Genomic DNA, 23,559 nt, shown 5'->3' on the forward strand with positions numbered 1-23,559 from the left:
CTCGGTTACGGCGACGCGCATCGCGCTTGTGCTTTTCCATAGCGATCGATGTGATTCGCAGTCGTCTCCCCTTCTTTCAAATCCGTCGGCGTTAACCGCTGGAGGCTCCACTGCGACGGCGATGCTTCACGTTTGCCTCACGTGCTGCAGGTGTGCCACAGCCGTGCCTCATTTTATGCCACACATTTTGAGCTTCACACCCGACGCACTGAAGCTGCTCGACGGCACGCTCCGCCCAATATTCGGCTTTTGGCGCCGTCATGTGGCGCAGACCTGCAGGACCCTTCAAATTGCTTCGAGACGCTTCGAAGTGCTTCAATTTGCTCCATTCACACCTGTGCACCTGCGGCCTGCATGGTTTCGTGCGATGGCACCGCTTGTTCGCGCGCTATTGAGGGCGTGCTCCTCCGCGGCGCCCGCGTCGAGTCGTCCCCGGTAGCGATAGCGGCTGCGCGAATGTCCTTCAGAAACGGCCAGGACAGTGTCTGGATGGCTTCGTTCAGCCTGACGATGTCGACCGGCTTGGGTGCCTTTTTGGTCCCGTAGCGGCCCGTCATGCCCGTGTCGGCATGCCCCATCAGCGCCTTCTTGACCTCCTCGCCGTAGCCGGCTCGTCCGATCCGGTCCTGAAAGCCGTGCCGGAACGAATAAAGGCTCAGGCCGGGCTCCGTGATCGTCAGGTCCTTCCTCAGGATATTACCGAAGAAGGTGGACGCGTAGTTCGAAATGCGCGCCAGCGTCTTGCCGTCCTTGTCCATCGCCGGCCAGAGCCACGGCCGATCCTCGGCGCGCGCCCGCTCCACCAGATCGCGAAGACCAAGATCCAGCAGCTCGTGGCGGATGGGAACCCAGCGGCGGCGCGCCAGCGTCTTGGTGGTTCGGCCGCCGGCGTTGGTCACCGAAAAGCACAGGATCTCTGGATATTCGTCGTGCGGCAGGACGGTGTCCGGCCCGAGCTGCAAGATTTCCGAGGAGATCATGCCATGCATGCAGGCGATCAGCGGCAACCAGAACTGCAGCTCCCCGCACGCCTTCACGGACGAAGAGCGGTAACCGCTCTTGAAAATGCGGTGTGAGAAGATCGCCGTAAGCTGCGGGTCGGTGAGCGCCTCACGCGTGCCTTCGTCGCCAGGGACCCGCAAAAAGACCTTGCTGCCGATCTCCCGATCGATCCAACCGGCATTCAGTGCCGTCGACAAGAGGCTGGTAATGTAGCTGACCTTCTTGTTCACGGTCGCCGTCTTGTAGTCCGGCCGCGAATTCAATTGATCGCGGAAGGCGAGAACATGCCTGCGGGTGATCAGGCCGATGTCGCGAATACCTGTATGGGCCTCGAATGCCGCGACGGTCTTGCGCATGTCGCTGAGGTGATGGTCCCGAACGGCCTGCTTCGCCGATCGCCGGTTGCTCACCCACTTGTCGATGCAGTGCGTAAGCGTCTTGCCGGCCCATCCCGCCACGGATGCCGGCGCCGTTGGTGACAGGACCACCCCGCTCGAAGCGTCGGTAGAAGCGCCACCCTGAAAGGGTGCTGCCTCATGCGGATACGACGCTCGCCGCTGCCGCCAAGGTCCTTCGATCGCATCGGGATGCGTATTGCCGATGCCGCCCTGTCGAGACTCCCGCAGCCTGAACAGGTCGAGATAGGAAAGCTCGGCTGCATGGCAGGCAGCGATAAAGCGAAGGAAGTTCGGATCGGATCGCGTCAGGGCCACGCCAAGCCGCCGGATGTAGCTCCGCACGAAAGAGGCGCGCGTCTCGCCATACTGCGAAACCGACATCGACCGCAGCAGCTTCTCACGGTCGATGTGCTCGCGCGCTATGACATCGTCGCGCCAGGGGATGCGGGAGAAATCGGCGCCCTTCGACAGCACCGGGCCGGTCATGGTCAGAAGGCGGGCCTGCCAGTCCTCCTCGGCAAGGCTCGCCTCGAACCAGCCCGCGAGCGCTTCCCAATCCGGCCACGCCCATTCCTCCGTGCGGATCGAGGGCAGTTCGCCAGTATTGCTGACGAGACCTTTGCGCTCGCGCGCTTCGGCAAAGCGCCCATCCCACAGCCGGTCGAGGTCGAGGGCCGCCTCGCGAGCGCGCCGTTCCACTTCGGTTCGCAGGGACTTTTGAACCCGCGTGAAAGGGAAAACGTCCCGCAAATCCTCGGGCACGCGCCGGACATACTGCCAGACGCCATTGCGTCTGGTGAGATGATTCGAGATCGCCACTTCAACCGCCATGTTGCACATGATGTTATGCAGCAGCCTGACAAGCAAGCCACATTAGCGGTGGTAAGCGATTGTTTTTACAGAAAACCAGCGCTCGAAAGAGGAGAGCTGGTACGCCCAACGGGAATCGAACCCGTGTTTCCGCCGTGAAAGGGCGGCGTCCTAGACCGCTAGACGATGGGCGCGGCGTCGGGGTGTATACGGGGGTTCGCTGGGGATCGCAAGACGTCGGAACAGAGTTTTTCGTTCTTCCAGGGAGGTCATCTTACTCCGTCGGCAGGGTGAATGAAGCCGAGGCGTCCAGACAGGGATAACAGGTCTTGCTTCACTTGCTCCTGCAGCGCCAATTCCAGTCGCGCTTGGGGCCGACGTCGACGTGGATCGCTGCCGTGTGGCAGTAGGTGCCCACGCCGCCTCGCCCCGGCAGCGAGCGGACATACGCCGCGACAGCGAACCGATCGACATCCGGCACGACAATGTCGGCCGCCTTGCAACCCATATGCTGGGAGCGGCGAGCGCCGTTGACGCGACGGTTGTGTCTTGGGCTGCGGTAACCGGAAGTGACGACGATCTTCTTGCCGAAACGCCGCTCGATCGCCCGCAGGGTTCCAACCAACTTCGCGGGGAAGCAATTCGTCTGGACGCTCTCGCGCTGGACACGGAGACCATTGGGCGCGACGCGGGCAAAACCGGTGAGTGACGCCACCTGATAGCTACCGCTGGCCTCTTCGAGGATCTCTTCGTCATCCGCCGAGGCGCGCTGGCCGATCTCGAACAGCGAGGATGGATCAACCCCGGGCAGGGCATCGCCACCGCCCGAGCTTGGGGCGCCGTCTCGTTGCAGAACGACACGGCGGCTTTTGCCTTTTTCGGCGTTGGCGATGGGCGTGCGTGCGGCGGAGCGGGCAAAAAGCGAAGCGAAAAGCGAGCGGTCGGCCTCGCGGCCGCCCTGGGCTGACGTCGTCCTGTCGCCTTCGCTGACGCTGCCTCCCGCGTAAGCGGCAATCGCCTTGTCGCCGGCGTCGAGAATGCTGGGGGAAGCAGGGGGAGGGGCTTCCGCCACGCCTGCGACCGGCGCTTCCTGACTGACTGTCGAAGCGTCTACCGTGGCGCTGGCCGAAACCTCATCGTCGATGGTGGCGCTCGCCGTAACCTCGCCGTCGGCGACGACAAGGTCTGAGCCGGCCTGCTGCTCCGCACCTAGGATGTCTTCGGACGGCACCGCGCCGGCAAAGCCGAACGCCGTCGTATCGTCAAGCGCCGAAACGCATGCGCCCACCAGCGGAAGGGTCGAGAGCACCGCCGCGGCTAGAATATGCCGCCGCAGCGGCCAGCGGCGCACGGTCCGGATATTCGTCGTCAAAATTATCCACCCTCTCAACAGCGGGCCGTCATGGTCCACCTTTTCGAGCCACCGCCGACGCGGCAGACGTCGCAAGCTTCGTCGTGATATCCCCCGCCGACTGCCTGCATCAGGACGGTCGGCATCGAAGCCTGTCCAGTAAAACCTATTTTGGCGCATATGGCCAGAATACGGCAGCACGATGATCGTCGACGGCCCGTGGGCCGCCGACATCAGGTCCGGGCAATTTTACCAGCTGCCGGTGTTCTGCATCGAGGCCCACGGCGCGGCCGAAGCCTTGGCTTCGCCTTTCTGCAGAAGTTCGAACGAAATATTGTCGGGGGATTTGATGAACGCCATGTATCCGTCACGCGGTGGCCGGTTGATCGTCACGCCCTTGTCCATCAGGTCTTGGCAAGTCGCGTAAATGTCGTCGACCTCGAAGGCGAGATGGCCGAAATTGCGTCCACCGTCGTATGCCTCGGGATCCCAATTATAGGTCAGTTCCAGCAGCGGGGCCTTCGATTCTCTCGCGCCAGGGAGGTCGTCGGGCGCGGCGAGGAATATCAGCGTGAACCGTCCCTTTTCGTTCTCGATGCGACGCGTTTCCACAAGCCCCAGCTTGTTGCAGTAGAAATCGAGGGACTCGTCGATATCGCTGACGCGGACCATCGTGTGCAGATAACGCATGCGCATGTCTCCATTGATGAGGTGGCAAGGACGGTAGGGCACGGCTTCGGCCGGCCAACCCCCCGCCATCGACAAAGCCGTCCTTGCGGCAAAAAATCTCGGTTCCCCGAAGGGCAGCTTATGGCAGGACTCCGGCGGCCTGGCGGACGCCTGGATCAATCGGACGTGGCTGCGGGAGGGCCACGGGACCGGGAAACCTCGCAGGGACCCGCAAGAACGCCAAGGTGGCCGAAACCTGTGTGCAAGAGGACGCATTATCGCACAAATGCCGTAGCGGGCCTTGCTCGAAACCGGAGGGTTGATGCTATGTTCGACGGGGCCGATTCGGTTGGCGTAAGAGGCGGGACCCCCCGAATGTCGGAGAGAACCTCTGCAGACGTGCATGGTGAAGACGAATCTTCGGGCGGTAGCGACGTCCAGCTGACGGTCGTGTCCGGCCATATCAAGTGGTTCGACGTTGCCAAGGGATTCGGGTTCATCGTTCCCGACGATCAGGGCGCCGACGTGTTGTTGCATGTGACCTGTCTGCGCCGCGACGGCTATACCACCGCCATCGAAGGGGCACGTCTCGTCTGCGAGGTGCAAAAAGGCGAGCGCGGCCTTCAGGCGTTCCGAATCCTTTCCATGGATCAATCGACGGCGGTCCATCCCTCGCAATTGCCGCCGTCGCGTACCCACGTCACTGTGGTGCCGAGCAGCGATCTCGTCCGCGCCGTGGTGAAATGGTTCAATCGGACCAAGGGCTATGGATTCTTGACGCAGGGCGAGGGGACAGAGGATATTTTCATCCACATGGAAACACTGCGGCGCTACGGCATGATGGAGCTGCGCCCGGGGCAGGAAGTGCTGGTGCGGTTTGGCGACGGCGCGAAGGGTCTCATGGCCGCCGAAATCCATCCCGGGACCGGACCCGTCCAGCCATCGTCCCACTGACCGCGGGGTCCCGGCCGTCATGCTTCGCAAACCGACTCTCGTCGCCGGCTTCGCGGTCTTCGCTTTCCTTGCCGCAGCCTATTTCGCCATCGCGGCGGGCGACCTGTCGTCCGCGACGCTCGTTACCCGCTCTGGCGAGCACGAGATCGATGTCGAACTCGCACTGACGCCGAAGGACCGCGAAGTCGGCTTGATGAATCGCACTTCCATGCCAGCGGGGCAGGGCATGCTGTTCTCCTTCGATACGGTCCGCCCGGTGACCATGTGGATGAAGAACACGCTCATCCCTCTTGATATGCTGTTCCTCGACGAGGCCGGCACGGTCACCCATATCAAGACGAACGCACAGCCCCTGTCGCTCGATCTGATTCCTTCCGGCGGACCGGTCAGGTACGTGTTGGAACTGAACGGCGGCGCGGCGGCGCGCTACGGTGCGCAAGTCGGCGACCGGCTGAAGCACGAGATCATACCGGCATCGTGACCGGACCGGGTGCCGTCAATGTTTCGAACGGATGTTTTCACAGGCAGGATGGCGCCGGTTCCCCACCGAACGGGAGAGTTTGACGGATGTCCGTTGCGGCGGCCGGCGCCGCCGGCGCGACCTGATCGCGCGTCGGCCTTGACTTATTCCCGGCCACCCTGCAAACCCCCGTCCACAGGCGGATCATGGCATCCGGAGCGTAGCGCAGCCTGGTAGCGCATCTGGTTTGGGACCAGAGGGTCGCAGGTTCGAATCCTGCCGCTCCGACCATCGCGATCCGTCGGTGCATCGACGCGTATTCCGTGCTTCCGACGAGGCCATGATGGTTGCGAGAATCTACCGTCCGTCCCGAACCGCCATGCAGTCCGGCAAAGCCAAGACCCGCGACTGGGTGCTCGTCTATGAGCCGGAGGAGCCCAAGCGAATCGAGCCGCTGATGGGCTATACGTCATCGGGCGACATGAATTCTCAGCTCCGGCTCTCCTTCCCCACGAAAGAGCTGGCGATTGAATATGCGGAGCGCCACGATATTCCGTTCCGGGCCGAGGAGCCCCACCTCGCAAAGCGGTCCAGAGTGGCTTATGCCGACAACTTCCGGTACGACCGAAATCAGCCTTGGACTCATTGACGCTTCGGCGTTTCTGATCGGGGCAGTATCGGGTTGCACGACCACTCGGTCAACGCCGGCCCCGTAGCTCAGTGGATAGAGCACCGGCCTTCTAAGCCGATGGTCGCAGGTTCGAATCCTGCCGGGGTCGCCATTTTATCCGGGTACAGCCCGAAGACATAGGTGACGGACCGTACCTGAATCTCCGGGTCGGACACAATTCAGGATGGCGGAGAGGAAGGGATTCGAACCCTCGATACGGTCTCCCGTATACTCCCTTAGCAGGGGAGCGCCTTCGACCACTCGGCCACCTCTCCGGGTCCGGTCTCTATCTTCACGAGGGCTATGTTTCAAGGGCATTTCGACACTTTCATCCTTCGACTGATCGCGCCCCGAGTTACGCGCGCTGGCGAGACCAGACGCGAGCTTACGTCGTTGTCAGCCTACTTCCCGTGGAGTCTGCTCCCGTTTCGCTCCCGACGCGCAATCGGCGCCGCCATGCGCCCTCGCCAAGCTCAGGCGTGCCGAGTTTCACGTGTCTCCTTCATACGTCTGACAGCCGTCCACGGACCAGAACGTTGCGAGGGCCCGGGGGGCGCGGATTCGGCCAGCGCACCCGCAAGGTCGCCGTGATCATGGCATCGGCCTGCCTCGGCACGAAAAAATGGAAGCCCCGCTGGGTACCGGCGCTACTTCAAAGCCGCTGGATATGCCTCGTCGAGGTGGCCGGATTCGATGCCGTGGAGCGCTGCATCATCGGGATGGATGACGATATGCGGCCAGGGCCAGCGTCTCGCCAGATAGGGCTTTCGACCTCGCCCCAGCCTGCGGCGGGCAGAACGATATCGGCCAGTTAAGTATTGAGCGGATCGACCGGACAGATGTCGCTGTCGACCAGAACCATGCCACTCGAATCCACCCGCGCCTCGAAGACCTCGACAAGATGATCCTTGTCGAGGACGTTCATCAGAACGGCGGCCGTTAACAGGTCGAGAGATAAGCGCCCCTGAGAAAATGCTTCCGGGCCCTCTGGCGCTGATGCCGATTAGCCATCGACAACCCGTTCTGCGCGAGGTGGTCACCCTTGTCTCAGGTGCGATCTGTCCCCCATGTCTCCGGGCTGTACCAATTCATGGATGGCGGATGGGGTGGGATTCGAACCCACGAGACGGTCTCCCGCCTGCCGGTTTTCAAGACCGGTGCCTTCAACCGCTCGGCCACCCATCCCGCTCCGCCCGCTTAATGGCGATGGCTGCGGGAGGCAAGGCGACTCGGCGCCCGGAATGCATCCCGCTCCGCTCGGGACAGCCCGCGCCAGCCCTGTGGATATCCGCCTTGCCGGTCCGCTCGGGTTTACGGGCGAGAATTGTAACAATTCGTGACCGAATTCCGGACAAGGCGGAACCATGGCGGAAACTTGGCGAATGCAAGGCAGCCGCGGGGGGCGATTCCCGACTTCGTTCCTCCCCCCAAGGGAAAGTCGGGAGCGCCGCACACCGTTTCCGCCTGTCGGGGCAGTGTCTTACCCCTTCCACGATACGGTTCGCGCGGGCCGACGCAGGGCAATTCGCGTCCGGCCTGCTGTCATCGTGGCCGTTGCCCGGCACCCTGGCACCGGCAGGTCAGGTTCGCGGCATGGCGGCGATGTCAGGATCATTCGGCCGGAATGCGTTGATTCGCGCGTTCGGCGGTTGTTAAGTCTTTGTCTGCATGGGTGCGCGGCGCTGGGGAGCGCCTTTTCGCACCCTCGATGACAGATGCATGGAAGAGGGGGTGCCGCATGGGCTATGCCATTGCGGAGAAGAAACGAAGTGTGGTCCTGACGGCTATGCTCGTCACGGTCGGACTTCTGGTCTCGGGCTGCCAGGGGGCGCGATCTCCGGTCCAGGAAATGGCCGACATCAGCACGACCGTGAAGTTCGATTCCAAGACCTTCGGCGTTCCAGCCAGTCCGCGGGTGACGACATCGAGAAACATCCGCAAGGGCGGTGGCCGATCCCAGGTCGGCAAACCCTACAAGGTGCGCGGCAAATGGTACTATCCCAAGGATGATCCGGGTTATGTGAACACCGGTATCTCCTCCTGGTACGGACCGAACTTTCACGGGCGCCTGACCGCCAACGGCGAAGTCTACGACATGTATGGCCTGTCGGCCGCCCACAAGACCTTTCCGCTGCCATCCTATGCGATGGTCACCAATCTGGAGAACGGCAACCGCGTGATGGTGCGGGTCAACGATCGCGGACCCTACGCCCACGGCCGGGAAATCGACGTCTCGTCGCAGGCCGCCGACCTCCTCGACTTCAAGACCGCCGGCACGGCCAAGGTCAAGGTCGAATATGTCGGCCGGGCGCCGCTCGAAGGCGATGACACCCAGATGCTGATGGCCAGCTTCGAGCGCGGCGGCGGATGGGGTGCCGATGCCGAGGCCGTCATGGTGGCGGCGGCCGAACAGCCGCGCTCGGCCTTGTACCGCCCCGCGGATGTAGCCTTCGGCGCCGAACACCAACAGCTGCCCGGCGTGCGCCCGCTCGACCAGATGGCCGAGGAACAGCCCGGCCCAGCGCCTTATCTCGGCCAGTCCGTGCCGATCCCGACGTCTCCGGCCTTCACGTCGTCCTATGCATCGTCGCCGGCGGCGGCGGGCGCCGCAATGGCGCTGGAGGGAATCGCCGACACGTCCGAGCGCATCGTGATCGGTGTTGTGGATGGCCTCCTTGTGGAGCGGTTTCGTCGCCTCGGCCGTGCATACGGCCGTTTGAGCGAAGAGACGGTGCCTGAAACCGGCCTGGTTTCGATGAGCCTCGTCGTCGCACCCGGGCAGGACACCGACACCGTCCTTCGGCAGCTCTGGCAAGCCGGCGCCGACGAGGCCTTCGTCGTTCGGAACTGATCGCGGCCGGCATCCACTGGCCATCCGGCGCGAATTCTTGCGATCGAAACACCCGATAGCCTAGTTTGGGGTCGAGCGCGGCGTCGGGCGCGTTCGCGACGGCCTCCGGGGAAGATGGTGTCCATGATTCGATCAGGTTTCCTCAAGACGCGAATTCTGTTCGCCGCATGTATTCTGGCGGCGACGGTCGCATCGAATCCGGGATTTTCGCAGGAACCTGCTGCGGAATTGCGGATCGAAACGGCGGCAAAGCAGGCGCTCCTGGTCGACGGCGAAACGGGGACGGTGCTGTTTCAGAAAGATCCCGACGCGCCCTTTCCCCCCGCATCCCTCGCCAAGATGATGACGATGGAGATCGTGTTCGCGGCATTGCGTGCCGGCGAGTTGCGCCTGGATACGGAGTTTCCGATCAGCGAACACGCCTGGCGCACCGGCGGCGCCCCGTCGGGGTCTTCCACCATGTTTGCCAAGCTGAACTCCCGCGTTCCGGTCGAGGCTTTGATCCGCGGCACCATCGTCCAGTCGGCGAACGACGCGGCAATCGCCATTGCGGAGGGGATGGAGGGGTCCGAGGAGGCCTTTGCGAAGAGGATGAACGAGCGCGCCGCGGAATTGGGAATGACTGCCTCGCATTTCGTCAATCCGACCGGGCTTCCGGCTGACGGACAAGAGGTCACCGTGCGCGACCTTCTGACTTTGGCGCGCCATATCCGCGGGACATATCCCGAGTTGTACAAGATCTACGCCGAGCCCGCCTTCGAGTGGAACGGAATTTTCCAGCGCAACCGCAATCCGCTATTGGCGATGGAACTCGGCGCCGACGGCATGGAGACCGGCTATACGGAAGCGTCGGGTTATGCCCTGGTCGGCGTGACGGAGAAGGACGGGCGGGTGACCTTGCTGGCGATGAGCGGCTTGGAGAAATCCAAGGAACGCGCCGAGGAGGCCCGGCGGTTGCTGACCTGGGCAGCAGATGCCTTCGAGCCCCGCACCCTGTTCGAGAGCGGCGCGAGCATTGGCACCGCGAGCGTCTTCGGCGGCAGTTCGGGCAGCGTCCCGCTCGCCGTCCGCCAACCTGTCAAGCTGATGGTTCCGGTCGATGCGCCGGATCGTGTCTCGGCGCAAATCCGCTACAATGGACCGCTGATCGCGCCGATCGAGGCAGGCGACAGGGTTGCTTCGCTGGAAATCCGCGTCGATGAGCAGATTGTGCTGACCCAGGCACTGTATGCTGGCACATCCGTTTTCGCCGGGGACTTTGCCGACCGCGCGATGGGAGCGGTCAAGGAACTGGCCGTCGGCTGGCTCCGCGCCTTTTGATCTGAAAGATTCGGACGCCCATTGACCAGTTTTTTCATCACATTCGAAGGCGGCGAGGGCAGCGGCAAGACGACGCAGATCGCCCGTCTTGCCCGCCATCTGGAAGCCCAGGGCCGTATCGTGGTGACCACACGCGAACCCGGCGGTTCGCCCGGCGCCGACGCGATCCGGCACATCATTCTGTCGGGCGCGGCCGAGGAACTCGGGCCAGAAGTTGAGGCCATTCTGTTCGCCGCGGCGCGAGCCGATCATGTGGCGGCCGTGGTGCGACCGGCGCTCGAGCGCGGCGAAGTCGTTCTGTGCGATCGGTTTCATGATTCCACGCGCGTCTATCAATTCCTCGACTCCTCCCTCGACCGTCACCTGATGAAGCGTCTCGAACAGGCGGCGACCGCGGGGCTCTATCCGGATCTGACGATCATCCTCGACGTTCCAGCCGGCATCGGGGCGGAGCGCGCCCGCGAGCGACGAAAAGGCGACACGGCCGACCGGTTCGAGAAGGAGGACGAGGCGCTGCACGAGCGCCGGCGGGAGGCCTTCCTGGATATCGCCGCCGAGGAACCGGATCGCTGCGTCGTCGTCGATGGAACCCGTCCGGAGGGTGTGGTCGCCACGGAAATCGCCGCCATCGTCGACGACCGGCTGGAAGCGGCACGGTTTGACGCAATTTGCCAATCTCTCAACGCGGGGCAGGGCACGTCATGAACGACCTGTCGCTCGAAACGCCGGAAGCCCACGACGATCTCGACGGCGTGCCGCCGCCGCCGGCGACGCTGACACTGTCGGGCCATGAGAACGAATGGCGGGAACTCGTCGCGGCCGGGGCCAGCGGGCGTCTGCACCACGCATGGCTTTTCCAGGGGCCGCGAGGCATCGGCAAGGCGACGGCGGCCTTTGCCTTTGCGCGGCATCTGCTGGCCGGGCCGCGGCCGGGCCAGCCGGAAGCGGCCACGCCGGTGTTCTCGCCTGACGACGCGACCGTCCGTCAGATCGCTTTCGGCACGCATCCGAACCTGATCCACATCGCCCGGCCACCGATCGAAAAAGGCACAGGCTTCAGGACGCAGATCACCGTCGACGAGATTCGCAAGCTCAACCGCTTCTTTCACGCCACGGCATCGGGTTCCAATTGGCGGATCGCGTTGATCGACCCGGCGGACGACATGAACCGCAGCGCGGCCAATGCGCTTCTCAAGATCCTGGAGGAACCCCCGCCGCGGTCGCTCTTCCTGATCACCAACCACACCCCTGGCCGACTGCTCCCGACGGTCCGCTCTCGTTGCCGGCTGTTGCAGTTCAAGCCGCTGGATGAGGACACCCTTGCAGCGACGCTCGCCCATTGCCTGCCGAGCGCCGACGCTGAGGAAATTCGCGCCGCGGCAAGGATTGCCGCGGGCAGCGTCCGTGAGGCCATCTCGCTGATCGCCCACGGCGGCATCGAGATTCGCAACACGCTGGACCAGCTGCTGCAAGCCGACAGGCCCGACTGGAACGCTATCCATTCCCTGGCCGACGCCTTGACGCTCAAGGGGCGGGAATCGGCCTATGAGCTGCTTGTCGCGGCGCTGCTCTCCGCGATCGCCGAGGCGAGCGAGACATGCCTTCGGGCCGGCGACGGGGAGGGGGCGGCGGCGCTCGCCGCGCTGTGGCAGGATGAAACCACGCGGCTTCGGGAAGCCGCCGCCTATAATCTGGACCGCAAGCAGGCCCTTCTCACGCTGTTCGACGGGTTCTATCACCGGCGCGCCCGGCACCGGGCCGCCTGATAACCAGGCCTGTGTCCGTCCCGATCACGCGACGCGGCCGATTGAGCCGTTTGGCGCAATGCTCTATGTCGCGGGAACGACATTGCTTCCCGCACCGGAATTGACGAAAGCCCCGATGGCCGAACGCTTCTATCTGACCACCGCGATCTCCTATCCGAACGGTCGCCCGCATATCGGCCACGCGTATGAGTTGATCGCGACCGACGCGCTGGCGCGCTTCAAGCGGCTCGACGGCTACGATGTATTCTTCCTGACCGGCACCGACGAGCACGGCATCAAGATGCTGCAAAGCGCGCGCGACCAGGGGGTGACTCCGCGCGAACTGGCCGAGCGCAATTCCGCTGAGTTCGAGCGGATGGCCAAGGCGCTCGGCGGCACGAACGACGACTTCATCCGCACCAGCGAAAAGCGGCACGTTGCAGCGAGCCAGGCGATCTGGACGAAGATGGCTGCCGCCGGCGACATCTACAAAGGCGCCTATTCCGGCTGGTACTCGGTGCGCGACGAGGCCTATTACGGCGCCGACGAAACCACCGTCGGCGAAGACGGCAAGCGCCGCGGTCCGCAAGGCTCGCCGGTCGAGTGGGTCGAGGAGGAAAGCTATTTCTTCCGGCTCTCGAATTTCCAGGACCGTCTTCTGGCGCATTACGAGGCCAATCCGGACTTCATCGGCCCGGCCGAACGGCGCAACGAGGTGGTCTCCTTCGTTCGTTCCGGCCTCAAGGATCTGTCGGTGTCCCGCACGACCTTCGACTGGGGCATTCCGGTGCCGGACGATGAAAAGCACGTCATGTATGTGTGGGTCGACGCGCTGACGAACTATCTGACGGCGACGGGATTTCCGGGCGAGGGGGAGCGGACATCCTTCTGGCCCGCCGATCTGCATGTGATCGGCAAGGACATCGTGCGGTTTCACGCGGTCTATTGGCCGGCCTTTCTGATGTCGGCGGGGATACCGCTGCCGCGGCGCGTCTTTGCCCACGGCTTTCTGTTCAACCGCGGCGAGAAAATGTCGAAATCGGTCGGCAACGTCATCGATCCGTTCGCTCTGATCGACGCCTACGGCCTCGATCGGCTGCGCTATTTCCTCTTGCGCGAAGTGCCGTTCGGCCAGGACGGAAATTACTCGCACGACGCCATCGTCAACCGGACGAATTCCGAGCTCGCCAACGATCTGGGCAATCTGGCCCAGCGTTCGCTGTCGATGATCGCCAAGCATTGCGCCGGCACGGTGCCGACGCCGGGTCCCTTGAGCGAGGCCGACGACGCCATCCTGTCCGCCGCGAGCAACCTCTTGCCGAAGGCGCGCGAGGCGATCGACCGGCAGGAACTCCACGCGGTTCTTGCCGCGACCATTGCGGTCGTCAGCGAGGCGAACCGGTATTTTGCTGGACAAGAGCCTTGGGCGCTGCGCAAGAGCGACCCGGCGCGCATGGAGACCGTGCTCTATGTCACGGCCGAATTGCTTCGGCGCGTCGCGATCCTGCTGCAGCCCTTCGTGCCGGAGAGCGCCGCCAAGCTGCTTGACACGCTCGGCGTGGCCGACGACGAACGAAGCTTCACCGACCTGACCCCTGACGTGGCCCTGACGCCGGGCCAATCACTGCCGGCGCCGCAACCGGTCTTTCCGCGTTTTGTCGAGGCGGAGACGCCCGCGTGAAGAAGCCGTTTCTGGTCGACAGCCACTGCCACCTCGATGTCCCTGATTTTGAGGGTGAGCACGTCGAATTGCTCACCCGCGCAAAGGCCGAAGGGGTTGGTCTGTTCGTGACGATCTCGACCCATGTGGCGCGGATCGAGCGATTGAAACAGTTGACCCGCGCCCACGCGGAAATCTTTGCCTCGGTGGGGACCCATCCGCACAACGCTGCCGCAGAGCCGGACACCTCCGTCGCGGAGCTGGTACGGCTGAGCCAGGACGAAAAGATCGTGGCCATCGGCGAGGCCGGCCTCGACTATTTCTACGATAAGGCCCCGCGCGAAATTCAGGAGACCGTCTTCCGGCGCCATATCGAAGCGGCGCGCGAAACGGGTTTGCCGCTCGTCATTCACTCGCGCGATGCCGACGCCGACATGATCCGTATACTGGAGGACGAAAGCGGGAAGGGGGCCTTCCCATTCATTCTCCACTGCTTCTCCTCCGGCCGCAGGCTCGCCGAGGCCGGGCTGGCGCTCGGCGGCTATGTGTCGTTTTCCGGAATTTTGGCGTTCAAGAAATCCGAGGAGATCCGCGCGATCGCCGCCGATGTGCCGATGAACCGGCTGCTCGTCGAGACCGACGCGCCCTATCTCGCGCCGCCCCCGTATCGCGGCAAACGAAACGAGCCCGCCTACGTTCGTCATACGGCGGCGGTTCTGGCGAAAACCAAGGGCGTGGATCTCGGCGAAATCGCACAACAGACGTCGGACAATTTCTTTGCCCTGTTCAAGAAAATTCCCGATCCGCGCGGCGACTGAGCGGCGGAGGAATGCTCAGTGAGTGACATGCTGCGATTGACGGTCCTCGGCTGCGCATCCTCGCCGGGCGTGCCCCGGATCAATGGCGACTGGGGCGCCTGCAATCCGACCAACCCCAGAAATCGGCGCACCCGCAGTGCCGCTCTCATCGAACGCATTGGCGGCGCCGGTCGAACTGTGGTCGCGATCGACTGCGGACCGGATTTTCACCAGCAGATGCTCGGTGCCGCCGTTACGCGCCTTGACGCGGTCGCGCTGACGCATCCTCATGCCGATCATATTCACGGCATCGACGATCTGCGTGGCTATATGCTCGCGCAGCAGACGCGGATTCCGGTCTATGCCGACGCCGCGACTCACGATCGCGTGCTCGAGGCGTTTCACTACTGTTTCGAGACGCCGCCGGGCAGCAACTATCCGCCTGTTGCCCGGCACGTCGCCATCACCGCCGGGCGGAGCTTTGAGATCGACGGACCCGGCGGGTTGCTGAAGCTGACGCCGTTTCGGCAAGAGCATGGTTCGATCCACTCGCTCGGGTTCCGCGTCGGGCCGCTCGCTTATTGCAGCGATGTCAGTAATTTCCCTGATGAAGCGATCGCGGCGATCGCCGGGGCGCGGCACATCGTCATCGACGCACTCCAATACAAGCCGCACCCAAGCCATCTGACCGTCGCGCAGGCGCTCGAATGGATCGACCGCTTCGCTGTCGAGGGCGCGACGCTGACACACATGCACACGCCGCTCGACTACGACACGCTCTGCCGCGAACTGCCGGCGCATGTGCGGCCAGGATATGACGGCCTGGCGATCGAATTTCCGCTGGATTGAGGTCCGTGTCGATCGCCACCGATCCGGACCGTTACGCCAGCAGCCATCTTATTTGGTTCCATAATATATCTTATGCCACCTTTGGGTTGATCCAGCGGAGCCAAAGCCTGCGCCATAGCGTGGCGTCCCGGTTGACGGAACCGCCGAAGGCACGACAGCCCTTCCCCCTCGCGTTCGTCATCGCTATGCCGGGGTCAGTGTCGGGACGACATCAGCTGGGAGCCGAGGCCATGATGCCATCCAAGGATATCGCGCGTCTGATCGAGATCATGGCGGCTCTGCGCGATCCGAAAACGGGGTGTCCGTGGGATATCGAGCAGAGTTTCGCGACGATCGCCCCCTATACGGTCGAGGAAGCCTATGAAGTGTCCGACGCCATCGAGCGCGACGACATGGTCGATCTGCGCGAGGAATTGGGCGACCTGCTGTTGCAGGTCGCCTATCACGCCCAGCTCGCGGCTGAACAAGGCCTGTTCGATTTCGGCGACGTCGTCGAGACGATCACGCGAAAGATGATCCGCCGACATCCGCATGTGTTCGGTGACGCCGTCGCGCGCTCGGCCCGCTCCGCCAAGGGTCAGTGGGAAAGGATCAAGGCGGAGGAAAAGGCCGAGAGAGCAGCCTTGCGGGCGAAACTTGCAGGCGATGCAAACCCGGCGAACACGGCGAACGGCGCCGACCGGCCGCGGCATCTCGACGAAATTCCCGCCGCGCTCCCGGCTCTGACGTTGGCACTCAAGGTGCAGAAGAAGGCAGCCGACACCGGCTTCGACTGGGACCGCCCCGAGCCGATACTGGAGAAGATCGACGAGGAACTGGCCGAATTCGCGGAGGCGATCGCCAGCCGTGATCGGGACGCGAGCGAAGCGGAACTCGGCGACCTTTTGTTCAGCGTCGTCAATCTCGCCCGCTTCCACGAGATCGATCCGGAACTGGCGCTGAGGCGCTGCGTACGCAAATTCCGGGAGCGATTCGGCTATATCGAGGATCAGCTCGATACGAGCAATCGATCGCTGCATTCGGCAAGTCTCGACGAGATGGAAGCCTTGTGGGTGGCGGCAAAGCGCCGATCGGCTCCCTCGCCAGACTGAAGCGCCAGGCGACGGACGCCTTCTACTTAGCTTTGGCCGATCGCTTCGGACGTGGCGGCTTCCTGGTTGCCCGCCGCGAAGCCGCATCGGCGATAGCGATCCAACCCTCGGCTTCGTCGGAATCGTCGAGTGCCGACTTCGGAATGCGGTAATAGGACATGCTCCGGCATGCGGTAATAGGGCATGCGCGTCGGCGCCCGGCCTTCGGGCGCATAGGTCCAGCGCGTCAGATCGGCCGTCTCGCAGATGGGCGCACTGAGCGCATTGCTCTTCATAGAGTCCGCTTTCGACCGCTATGGCGACGATGCGGTCGCCGTAGTAGACCCCTGCCCGCCGAACGGCTTGCGAACGCGCAAATCCGCAAGCGAGGCGAAGAGGTCCCGCAGAAACTCCTCCTCCATCGGATTTCCCTTTAAGGTCAGCCGTGGCCGACGAGCGCCGCCAGATCCGCCTGCTTCAATTCGACCGACTCGCCGCAGCCGCAGGCCGATGTCTGATTGGGATTGCGGAAGGTGAAGCCGGAGCGCAGCACGGTCTCCTCGTAATCCATCTCGGTGCCCAGCAGGAACAGCACCGCCTCCGGGGCGATGAACACCCGTGCGCCGTCCTTTTCGATCGAATCCTCGCCGGGTTTTGCTTCCGTCGCCAGACCGACCGTGTATTCCATGCCGGCGCAGCCGCCCTTCTTGATGCCGACGCGAAGGCCTAGAGCGCCCTCGCCTTGGGCAGCCAAGAGCGCCTTGACGCGCTCGGCGGCGGTGTCGGTCATGCTCATGACGGTGAAACGGCCCATGGCGGCTTCCTTTCGACTGTCAACGTATCAGGGGGAGTCTACACCTAAGATGGGACGTCTGGCGACAGCGCGCAAGCTGAACGCAACGTCTGCATTCAAAGTGTGAAATCGACACAGTGTCTATGTCCGAGCCCATAACTCACGGGTGGCGAGTTCGGCGGCATGACCATCGGGATCGCGAAAGTACAGGCTGTGTCCCCGCCCCTTCGACCAAGTCACCTCGCTCTCTACGCCGACGCCGCAGGCAACGAGATGCGCGCGCCATTCGTCGACTGAGCCCTCCGGGATCGCCAACGCGAAATGGATCGGACCGACGCCGTCATGCGGCGGGATTTCGCCGCCGGGTGTCGTCACCGCTTCCAGCGTCGACCCACGCGCGAAAAGGATCAGAACTGTTCCGTCGGGCATGCGGAAAACGCTGATCCTGTCTTCCGCGAACAGCGGCGCCAGGCCCAGAACGCGCCCGTAGAAATCCCGCGATCGTTCCATGTCGTCGACATAGAGGCAGGTTTCCAAAAGCCCGGCGAGCGGAGGAGCCATCGGGGCGCTCGTGTCGCGGCTCAGAACCAGCCGACGGCGACCTGCGCCTCTTCGCTCATGCGCTCCGGCGTCCACGGCGGATCGAAGACCAGGTCGACCCGAACCTGCCCGACACCGGCGACGGAGCTGACGGCGTTCTCGACCCAGATCGGCATTTCACCGGCGACGGGACAGCCGGGCGCCGTCAGCGTCATCTCGACATCGACATTGCGCTCATCATCGATGTCGATCTTGTAGATCAGACCCAGTTCATAGATGTCGGCCGGAATTTCCGGATCATAGACGGTCTTCAGCGCGCCGACGATATCGTCGGTGAGGCGCGTCAGTTCTTCCGCGGGCAGCGCGGAGGCGGACGTCGCTTGGTCGGAGGTCGCGCCGCCGTTCGCATCCGGAGCGTGGTCGTTCGCCGGCGTCTTGATCTCGGCTTCGTCGGTCATGAATGGATCCTCAGGCCCGCGTGTCAGGCAAAGAAGCGCCTGGCTTTTTCGAGCGCTTCCGCGAGGCGGTCGATTTCCGCCAACGTGTTGTACATACCAAATGATGCCCGGCATGTGGAGGTCGCGCCGAACCGCTTCAAGAGCGGTTGGGCGCAATGGGTGCCGGCCCTGACCGCGACGCCCTCGCGGTCGATCACCATCGACACGTCATGGGCATGGATGCCTTCCAGGTCGAAGGAAACGATCGCCCCCTTGCCCGGCGCTTCGCCGTAGATCCGGAGCGAATTCACCGCTTTCAGCCGCTCGTGTGCGTAGTGCCTGAGGCTTTCCTCGTGAGCCGCGATCGCATCGCGCCCGACCGTGTTCATGTAGTCGATCGCGGCGCCGAGCCCGATCGCCTGGACGATCGGTGGCGTGCCGGCCTCAAAGCGGTGCGGCGGCGCATTGTAGGTCACGGTCTCCTCGGTGACCTCGACGATCATCTCGCCGCCTCCGTTGAACGGCCGCGTCCGCTCCAGCATGTCGCGCTTGCCGTAAAGGATGCCGATGCCGGTCGGCCCATAGAGTTTATGGCCAGTGAACACATAAAAATCGCAGTCGATGTCCTGCACGTCGACCGGCATGTGGACGGCCGCCTGACTGCCGTCGACGAGAACCGGAATACCCTTTGAATGGGCGAGCGCGGTCACCGCCTTCACATCGACCACCGTACCCAGCACATTCGACATATGGGTCGTCGCCACCAGCTTGGTGCGCGGTGTGATCGCCTTTTCGAACGCCTTGATGTCGATCGAACCGTCGTCTTCCACCGGAACGAAGACGAGCTTGGCGCCGTTCTTCTCGCGAATGAAGTGCCAGGGAACGATATTGGAGTGGTGTTCCATGATGGTGAGGACGATCTCGTCGCCCTCGCCGATCTCGTTCATCCCGTAGCCATAGGCGACGACGTTAATCGCCTCGGTGGCCGAGCGGGTGAAGACGATTTCCTCGCTGCTGGCGGCGTTGAGGAAGTCGCGCACCTTGTCCCGCGCGCCTTCGAATTCCTCGGTCGCCTTGTTCGACAGGAAATGCAGCCCGCGATGGACGTTGGAATAGTCCTCGCTATAGGCCTTCTGGATGGCGTCGAGAACGGCGCGCGGCTTCTGCGCCGAGGCGCCGTTATCGAGATAGACCAGCGGCTTGCCGTAGACTTGTTTCGACAGGATCGGAAATTCCCGGCGCACGGCTTCGACGTCGTAAGCCCCAATGTCAGCGGCTGTCGCTTCGGCCTTCATGGAAACGGACTCCCGTGGCGAACCCGTGGGCTCGCGAAACTAGGCTGGATCCGATCCCGGCCGCATACCCACGGCCGGATCAAGAAGCAGCGACGATCAGTGGCTCCGGTCGAGCCAGGTGTCGATGCGCTGCATCAGCGCATCCTCGGCGGCCTCATGCTCCAACTCCTCGACGATTTCGGCGACGAAAGCCTTCACCAGAAGCGCGCGGGCCGGCTGTTCGGGGATGCCGCGCGACATCAGATAGAACAGATGGTCGGCGTTGATCTCGCCGGCGGTCGCGCCGTGGCCGCACTGCACGTCGTCGGCGAAGATCTCGAGTTCCGGCTTGGCCGAGAAATCGCCGTCGTCCGACAGGAGCAGCGTGTTGCAGGCCATCTTAGCGTCGGTCTTCTGCGCTTCCTTGGCCACCTTGATCATGCCCTGGAACACGCCGTGGCCACCGGTCACGACATTGCGGAACGTCTCGGTTGCCGTCGTATTCGGAACCGTGTGCCTCAAAGTGGTCGTCACGTCGATATGCTGGCCGTTCTCGATAAGATTGACGCCGCGGATCTTGATATCGCCGCCCTCGCCCATCGTCTCGGCATGCACTTCGTAACGCACCAACGCGCCGCCGGTATTGAGCACGAACATCCGGAACGAGGCATCGGCGCCTAGTTCGACATTAAGTTGGCCGAGATGCGCGGCCGAGGCGCCCTTGGCCTGATCGACGATCCAGAGCACATCCGCGCCCGCGCCGATCGCCAGATGCCAAACCCCGGTCGAGGGAGTCGGCGATGCGGCTCCCTCGATCCGCTCGACGAATACCGCCTTCGCGCCGTCGCCGACGGTACAGCGCGCCAGGCTGTGCGAGCGATCACCCGCTTGCGAACGCAGTTCCAGCGGCGCGGTCACGTCGGTATTCGGCGCAATCTCGATAGCGACGGCCGCAGCGCCGAAGGATGCGTTCAAGAGCCGAACCGTATCCACCGGTCGGTCGAGGTGGTTCGAGGACCGGCTCCAGTCCGCCGATTCCGTGATCGCCGTCACCGCGACGCCCGCCGGCACCGCGCCACTGTCGGCAGTGCCGATCTCGATGACATGGCTGTTCGGCAGGAGCGGCGACAACAGCGTGTCGCCGGCGCCTGACGGGACCGCGTCCGCCTTGCCCGTATCCTCCAGCCGGCTCATCAGGAGGCGCAGGTCGGTGTAGTGCCAGGCCTCGATACGCCGGTTCGGCAAACCCTCGCGACGCAGGGTGGCGATGGCCGAATCCTTGGCCTCGGCAACCCCGCCCGCCTTCTCGGCTCGCTCGATCAGCGCCGTTTCCGCCGCAGTCCTGGAGGTCAATTGATGCACATTCATCAAGCCGCCTCGTCGATGATCTGGCTGTAGCCCTCGTTTTCGAGCTGCAGCGCCAGTTCCTTGTCGCCGCTCTTGATGATCCGGCCCTTGTAAAGGACATGCACCGTATCCGGCACGATGTAGTCGAGCAGGCGCTGATAGTGGGTGATTACCAGGAACGCCCGCTCTGGCGAACGCAGCGCGTTGACCCCGTCTGCGACGACCTTCAGCGCGTCGATGTCGAGCCCCGAATCGGTCTCGTCCATGACGCAGAGCTTCGGCTCCAGCAACGCCATCTGCAGGATCTCGGCGCGCTTCTTCTCGCCGCCGGAGAAGCCGACATTGAGCGGGCGCTTCAGCATGGCCGCGTCGATCTTGAGATCGGCCGCCGCCGCCTTCACCCGGCGCATCAGGTCCGGCGTCGTCAACTCGCCCTCGCCGCGCGCCTTGCGCTGGGAATTGAGCGCCGTCTTGAGAAACGTCATCGTCGCGACGCCAGGAATTTCCAGCGGATACTGGAAGGCAAGGAAAACGCCGGCGGCTGCGCGCTCGGCCGGATCCATCTCGAGGATCGACTCGTCGTTGTAGAGAATGTCGCCCTCGGTGACTTCGTAATCCTCGCGGCCGGCGAGAATGTAGGACAGGGTCGACTTGCCGGAGCCGTTCGGCCCCATGATCGCCGCCACCTCGCCGGCTTGGACCGTCAGGTCGACGCCACGCAGGATTTCGGTCTCGTCGTCCGCCACGCGGGCATGCAGGTTCTTGATTTCAAGCATCGGTCTTTTCTTCAACGTTCGGTTTTGTCGGCGACGTCGGCCGATCGGATTTCTGTCAGAAGACGATCGCGCTCGTTCTGAAGCGCTTCAAGTTCGTCGGCGACGGTCGTGTCGGTCGCATTACCCTGCGCCATCCCGATCGCCTCCTGGGCCTGCCCGATCTCGTCTTCGATGTCGCGCAGGCGCGCGTCGCGGGCGGCATCCAGCGGCGCGTTTGGGCGCGACATTATCCGACCGAGCCCTCGAGGCTAATCCCGATCAGCTTCTGCGCCTCGACGGCGAACTCCATCGGCAATTGCTGGATGACGTCGCGGACAAAGCCGTTGACGATCAGCGCCACGGCCTCCTCCTCCGGGATGCCTCGCTGCATGCAGTAGAACAGCTGGTCATCGGAGATTTTCGATGTGGTCGCCTCGTGCTCGAACTGCGCGGTGGCGTTCTTGGTCTCGATATAGGGCACCGTATGCGCGCCGCACTCGTTGCCGATCAGAAGCGAGTCGCACTGGGTAAAGTTGCGCGCGTCGGACGCCTTGCGATGGGCCGAGACCTGGCCGCGATAGGTGTTGTTCGAGCGGCCGGCGGAAATGCCCTTCGAGATAATTCGGCTGGTGGTGTTCTTGCCGAGATGCAGCATTTTCGTTCCGCTATCGATCTGCTGACGACCGTTGGAGACGGCGATCGAGTAGAATTCGCCTTGGGAGTTGTCGCCGCGCAGGATGCAGGACGGATATTTCCAGGTGATCGCCGAGCCGGTTTCGACCTGCGTCCAGGAAATCTTCGACCGCTTGCCCCGGCAGTCGCCGCGCTTGGTGACGAAATTGTAGATGCCGCCCTTGCCATCCTTGTCGCCCGGATACCAGTTCTGGACCGTCGAATATTTGATCTCAGCGTCGTCGAGGGCGATCAGTTCGACCACGGCGGCGTGGAGCTGGTTCTCGTCGCGCTGGGGCGCCGTGCAGCCCTCCAGATAGGAAACGTACGAGCCCTCATCAGCGATGATCAGCGTGCGCTCGAACTGGCCGGTGTTCTTCTCGTTGATCCGGAAATAGGTCGACAGCTCCATTGGGCAGCGAACACCCTTGGGGACGTAGACGAACGAGCCATCAGTGAAGACGGCCGAATTCATCGTGGCGAAGAAATTGTCCGAGACCGGGACCACCGAGCCCAGATATTTCTGCACCAGGTCGGGATGCTCGCGGATCGCCTCGGAGATCGGCATGAAGATCACGCCGGCCTTCTGCAGCTCTTTCTTGAAGGTGGTAGCGACCGACACCGAGTCGAACACCGCGTCGACCGCTACCCGCGACGAGCCGTTGGCGCCCGGCGGCATCAGCCCGTTCTCGTCGTACTCCGATGGCTCAGAAGGCTTGACGACGCCAGCCAGGATTTCCTGCTCGCGCAACGGTATACCGAGCTTCTCATAGGTGCGCAGAATCTCCGGATCGACCTCGTCCAGCGATGCCGGACCCGACATCGACTTGGGCGCCGCGTAATAGTGGATGTCCTGGAAATCGATCTCGGGATAGTCGAGCCGCGCCCAGGTCGGGCTCTCCATGGTCTTCCAGCGCTCGAAAGCCTGGAGACGCCAGTCCAGCATCCATTGCGGCTCGTTCTTCTTGGCCGAAATCAGCTTGATCGTGTCTTCGGTGAGGCCCTTCGGGGCGACATCCATCTCGATGAGCGTCTCGAACCCGTACTTGTACTGGTCGACGTCGATCTTTCGGACCTGATCGATGGTCTCCTGGACTGCAGGCATTCCAATTCTCCATACTCGCCGGATTCAAGG

At 63.4% G+C, this 23,559-nt stretch carries 22 protein-coding genes and 5 tRNA genes; 13 read left to right on the forward strand and 14 right to left on the reverse strand.

The features are described from left to right. Positions 1-329: 329 nt before the first annotated feature. The 4 genes from MJ956_RS04735 to MJ956_RS04750 form a co-directional block, all read right to left on the reverse strand. Positions 330-2,219 carry a DUF6538 domain-containing protein gene (locus tag MJ956_RS04735; protein WP_253963329.1) on the reverse strand — a complete coding sequence of 630 codons (1,890 nt, stop codon included), beginning with the start codon at positions 2,217-2,219 and terminating at the stop codon, positions 330-332. A gap of 109 nt (positions 2,220-2,328) precedes the next feature. Continuing rightward, positions 2,329-2,404, reverse strand: a tRNA-Glu gene (locus MJ956_RS04740). 140 nt (positions 2,405-2,544) lie between these two features. Continuing rightward, positions 2,545-3,582 carry a YcbK family protein gene (locus MJ956_RS04745; RefSeq protein ID WP_253963330.1) on the reverse strand — a complete coding sequence of 346 codons (1,038 nt, stop codon included), beginning with the start codon at positions 3,580-3,582 and terminating at the stop codon, positions 2,545-2,547. Positions 3,583-3,810: 228 nt separating this feature from the next. After that, positions 3,811-4,251 (reverse strand): VOC family protein, encoded by a 441-nt coding sequence (locus MJ956_RS04750; protein WP_253963331.1) that lies wholly within the window; start codon positions 4,249-4,251, stop codon positions 3,811-3,813. A gap of 354 nt (positions 4,252-4,605) precedes the next feature. On the opposite strand from MJ956_RS04750, the gene MJ956_RS04755 reads away from it, so the two are divergent. The 5 genes from MJ956_RS04755 (at position 4,606) to MJ956_RS04775 (ending at position 6,426) form a co-directional block, all read left to right on the forward strand. After that, positions 4,606-5,184: a cold-shock protein gene (locus MJ956_RS04755; RefSeq protein ID WP_253963332.1), complete on the forward strand. Its 579-nt coding sequence runs from the start codon at positions 4,606-4,608 to the stop codon at positions 5,182-5,184. Between the two features lie 19 nt (positions 5,185-5,203). Beyond that, positions 5,204-5,665 (forward strand): DUF192 domain-containing protein, encoded by a 462-nt coding sequence (locus tag MJ956_RS04760; protein WP_253963333.1) that lies wholly within the window; start codon positions 5,204-5,206, stop codon positions 5,663-5,665. Between the two features lie 193 nt (positions 5,666-5,858). Continuing rightward, positions 5,859-5,935: transfer RNA gene (locus MJ956_RS04765), tRNA-Pro, on the forward strand. Positions 5,936-5,987: 52 nt separating this feature from the next. Beyond that, entirely contained in the window at positions 5,988-6,293 is a 306-nt protein-coding gene (locus MJ956_RS04770) for an ETC complex I subunit (protein WP_253963334.1), read from the forward strand. A 57-nt stretch (positions 6,294-6,350) separates the two neighbouring features. Further along, positions 6,351-6,426: transfer RNA gene (locus MJ956_RS04775), tRNA-Arg, on the forward strand. A 73-nt stretch (positions 6,427-6,499) separates the two neighbouring features. On the opposite strand, the gene MJ956_RS04780 is transcribed toward MJ956_RS04775, so the two are convergent. Beyond that, positions 6,500-6,589 (reverse strand) — tRNA-Ser (locus tag MJ956_RS04780). A gap of 820 nt (positions 6,590-7,409) precedes the next feature. Continuing rightward, positions 7,410-7,499: transfer RNA gene (locus MJ956_RS04785), tRNA-Ser, on the reverse strand. A gap of 553 nt (positions 7,500-8,052) precedes the next feature. On the opposite strand from MJ956_RS04785, the gene MJ956_RS04790 reads away from it, so the two are divergent. From MJ956_RS04790 to mazG, 8 genes are all read left to right on the forward strand, one after another. Next, complete coding sequence (locus tag MJ956_RS04790; RefSeq protein ID WP_253963335.1) at positions 8,053-9,165, forward strand: septal ring lytic transglycosylase RlpA family protein; 1,113 nt, start codon at positions 8,053-8,055, stop codon at positions 9,163-9,165. Positions 9,166-9,288: 123 nt separating this feature from the next. Continuing rightward, positions 9,289-10,485: a D-alanyl-D-alanine carboxypeptidase family protein gene (locus MJ956_RS04795; protein ID WP_253963336.1), complete on the forward strand. Its 1,197-nt coding sequence runs from the start codon at positions 9,289-9,291 to the stop codon at positions 10,483-10,485. Between the two features lie 21 nt (positions 10,486-10,506). After that, positions 10,507-11,190 (forward strand): dTMP kinase, encoded by a 684-nt coding sequence (gene tmk / locus MJ956_RS04800; protein WP_253963337.1) that lies wholly within the window; start codon positions 10,507-10,509, stop codon positions 11,188-11,190. Then, complete coding sequence (locus MJ956_RS04805; protein ID WP_253963338.1) at positions 11,187-12,251, forward strand: DNA polymerase III subunit delta'; 1,065 nt, start codon at positions 11,187-11,189, stop codon at positions 12,249-12,251. The genes tmk and MJ956_RS04805 overlap by 4 nt, the downstream gene beginning before the upstream one ends. A 115-nt stretch (positions 12,252-12,366) precedes the next feature. After that, positions 12,367-13,911 carry a methionine--tRNA ligase gene (metG, locus tag MJ956_RS04810; protein ID WP_253963339.1) on the forward strand — a complete coding sequence of 515 codons (1,545 nt, stop codon included), beginning with the start codon at positions 12,367-12,369 and terminating at the stop codon, positions 13,909-13,911. Then, positions 13,908-14,708: a TatD family hydrolase gene (locus tag MJ956_RS04815; RefSeq protein ID WP_253963340.1), complete on the forward strand. Its 801-nt coding sequence runs from the start codon at positions 13,908-13,910 to the stop codon at positions 14,706-14,708. Before metG ends, MJ956_RS04815 begins: the two co-directional genes overlap by 4 nt. An 18-nt stretch (positions 14,709-14,726) precedes the next feature. Continuing rightward, positions 14,727-15,536: an MBL fold metallo-hydrolase gene (locus tag MJ956_RS04820; RefSeq protein WP_253963341.1), complete on the forward strand. Its 810-nt coding sequence runs from the start codon at positions 14,727-14,729 to the stop codon at positions 15,534-15,536. Positions 15,537-15,766: 230 nt separating this feature from the next. Beyond that, a complete protein-coding gene (gene mazG, locus MJ956_RS04825; protein WP_253963342.1) occupies positions 15,767-16,627 on the forward strand; it encodes a nucleoside triphosphate pyrophosphohydrolase in 861 nt (286 codons plus the stop codon). Positions 16,628-17,045: 418 nt separating this feature from the next. Here mazG and sufA read toward each other — a convergent pair whose 3' ends face one another. The 8 genes from sufA to sufB all read right to left on the reverse strand — a co-directional run bounded on the left by sufA (position 17,046) and on the right by sufB (position 23,529). Next, entirely contained in the window at positions 17,046-17,420 is a 375-nt protein-coding gene (gene sufA, locus MJ956_RS04830; protein ID WP_253963343.1) for a Fe-S cluster assembly scaffold SufA, read from the reverse strand. 120 nt (positions 17,421-17,540) lie between these two features. Next, positions 17,541-17,960 (reverse strand): VOC family protein, encoded by a 420-nt coding sequence (locus tag MJ956_RS04835; RefSeq protein ID WP_253963344.1) that lies wholly within the window; start codon positions 17,958-17,960, stop codon positions 17,541-17,543. Between the two features lie 20 nt (positions 17,961-17,980). After that, entirely contained in the window at positions 17,981-18,397 is a 417-nt protein-coding gene (locus MJ956_RS04840; RefSeq protein WP_253963345.1) for an SUF system Fe-S cluster assembly protein, read from the reverse strand. Between the two features lie 23 nt (positions 18,398-18,420). After that, entirely contained in the window at positions 18,421-19,671 is a 1,251-nt protein-coding gene (locus tag MJ956_RS04845; RefSeq protein ID WP_253963346.1) for a cysteine desulfurase, read from the reverse strand. A gap of 96 nt (positions 19,672-19,767) precedes the next feature. Next, complete coding sequence (gene sufD, locus MJ956_RS04850; protein WP_253963347.1) at positions 19,768-21,018, reverse strand: Fe-S cluster assembly protein SufD; 1,251 nt, start codon at positions 21,016-21,018, stop codon at positions 19,768-19,770. After that, positions 21,018-21,773, reverse strand: coding sequence for a Fe-S cluster assembly ATPase SufC (gene sufC / locus MJ956_RS04855; protein WP_253963348.1), 756 nt, complete (start codon positions 21,771-21,773; stop codon positions 21,018-21,020). Before sufC ends, sufD begins: the two co-directional genes overlap by 1 nt. An 11-nt stretch (positions 21,774-21,784) precedes the next feature. After that, the gene (locus MJ956_RS04860) at positions 21,785-22,000 is read right to left on the reverse strand and encodes a hypothetical protein (RefSeq protein ID WP_253963349.1); all 216 of its coding nucleotides are present in this window, start codon (positions 21,998-22,000) and stop codon (positions 21,785-21,787) included. Then, positions 22,000-23,529, reverse strand: a complete 1,530-nt coding sequence (gene sufB / locus MJ956_RS04865) for a Fe-S cluster assembly protein SufB (protein ID WP_253963350.1) — start codon at positions 23,527-23,529, stop codon at positions 22,000-22,002. The genes MJ956_RS04860 and sufB overlap by 1 nt, the downstream gene beginning before the upstream one ends. Positions 23,530-23,559: the final 30 nt, after the last annotated feature.

Source organism: Aurantimonas marianensis, from assembly GCF_024195285.1.
In the GTDB taxonomy this organism is placed as follows: Bacteria; Pseudomonadota; Alphaproteobacteria; order Rhizobiales; family Rhizobiaceae; genus Aurantimonas; species Aurantimonas marianensis.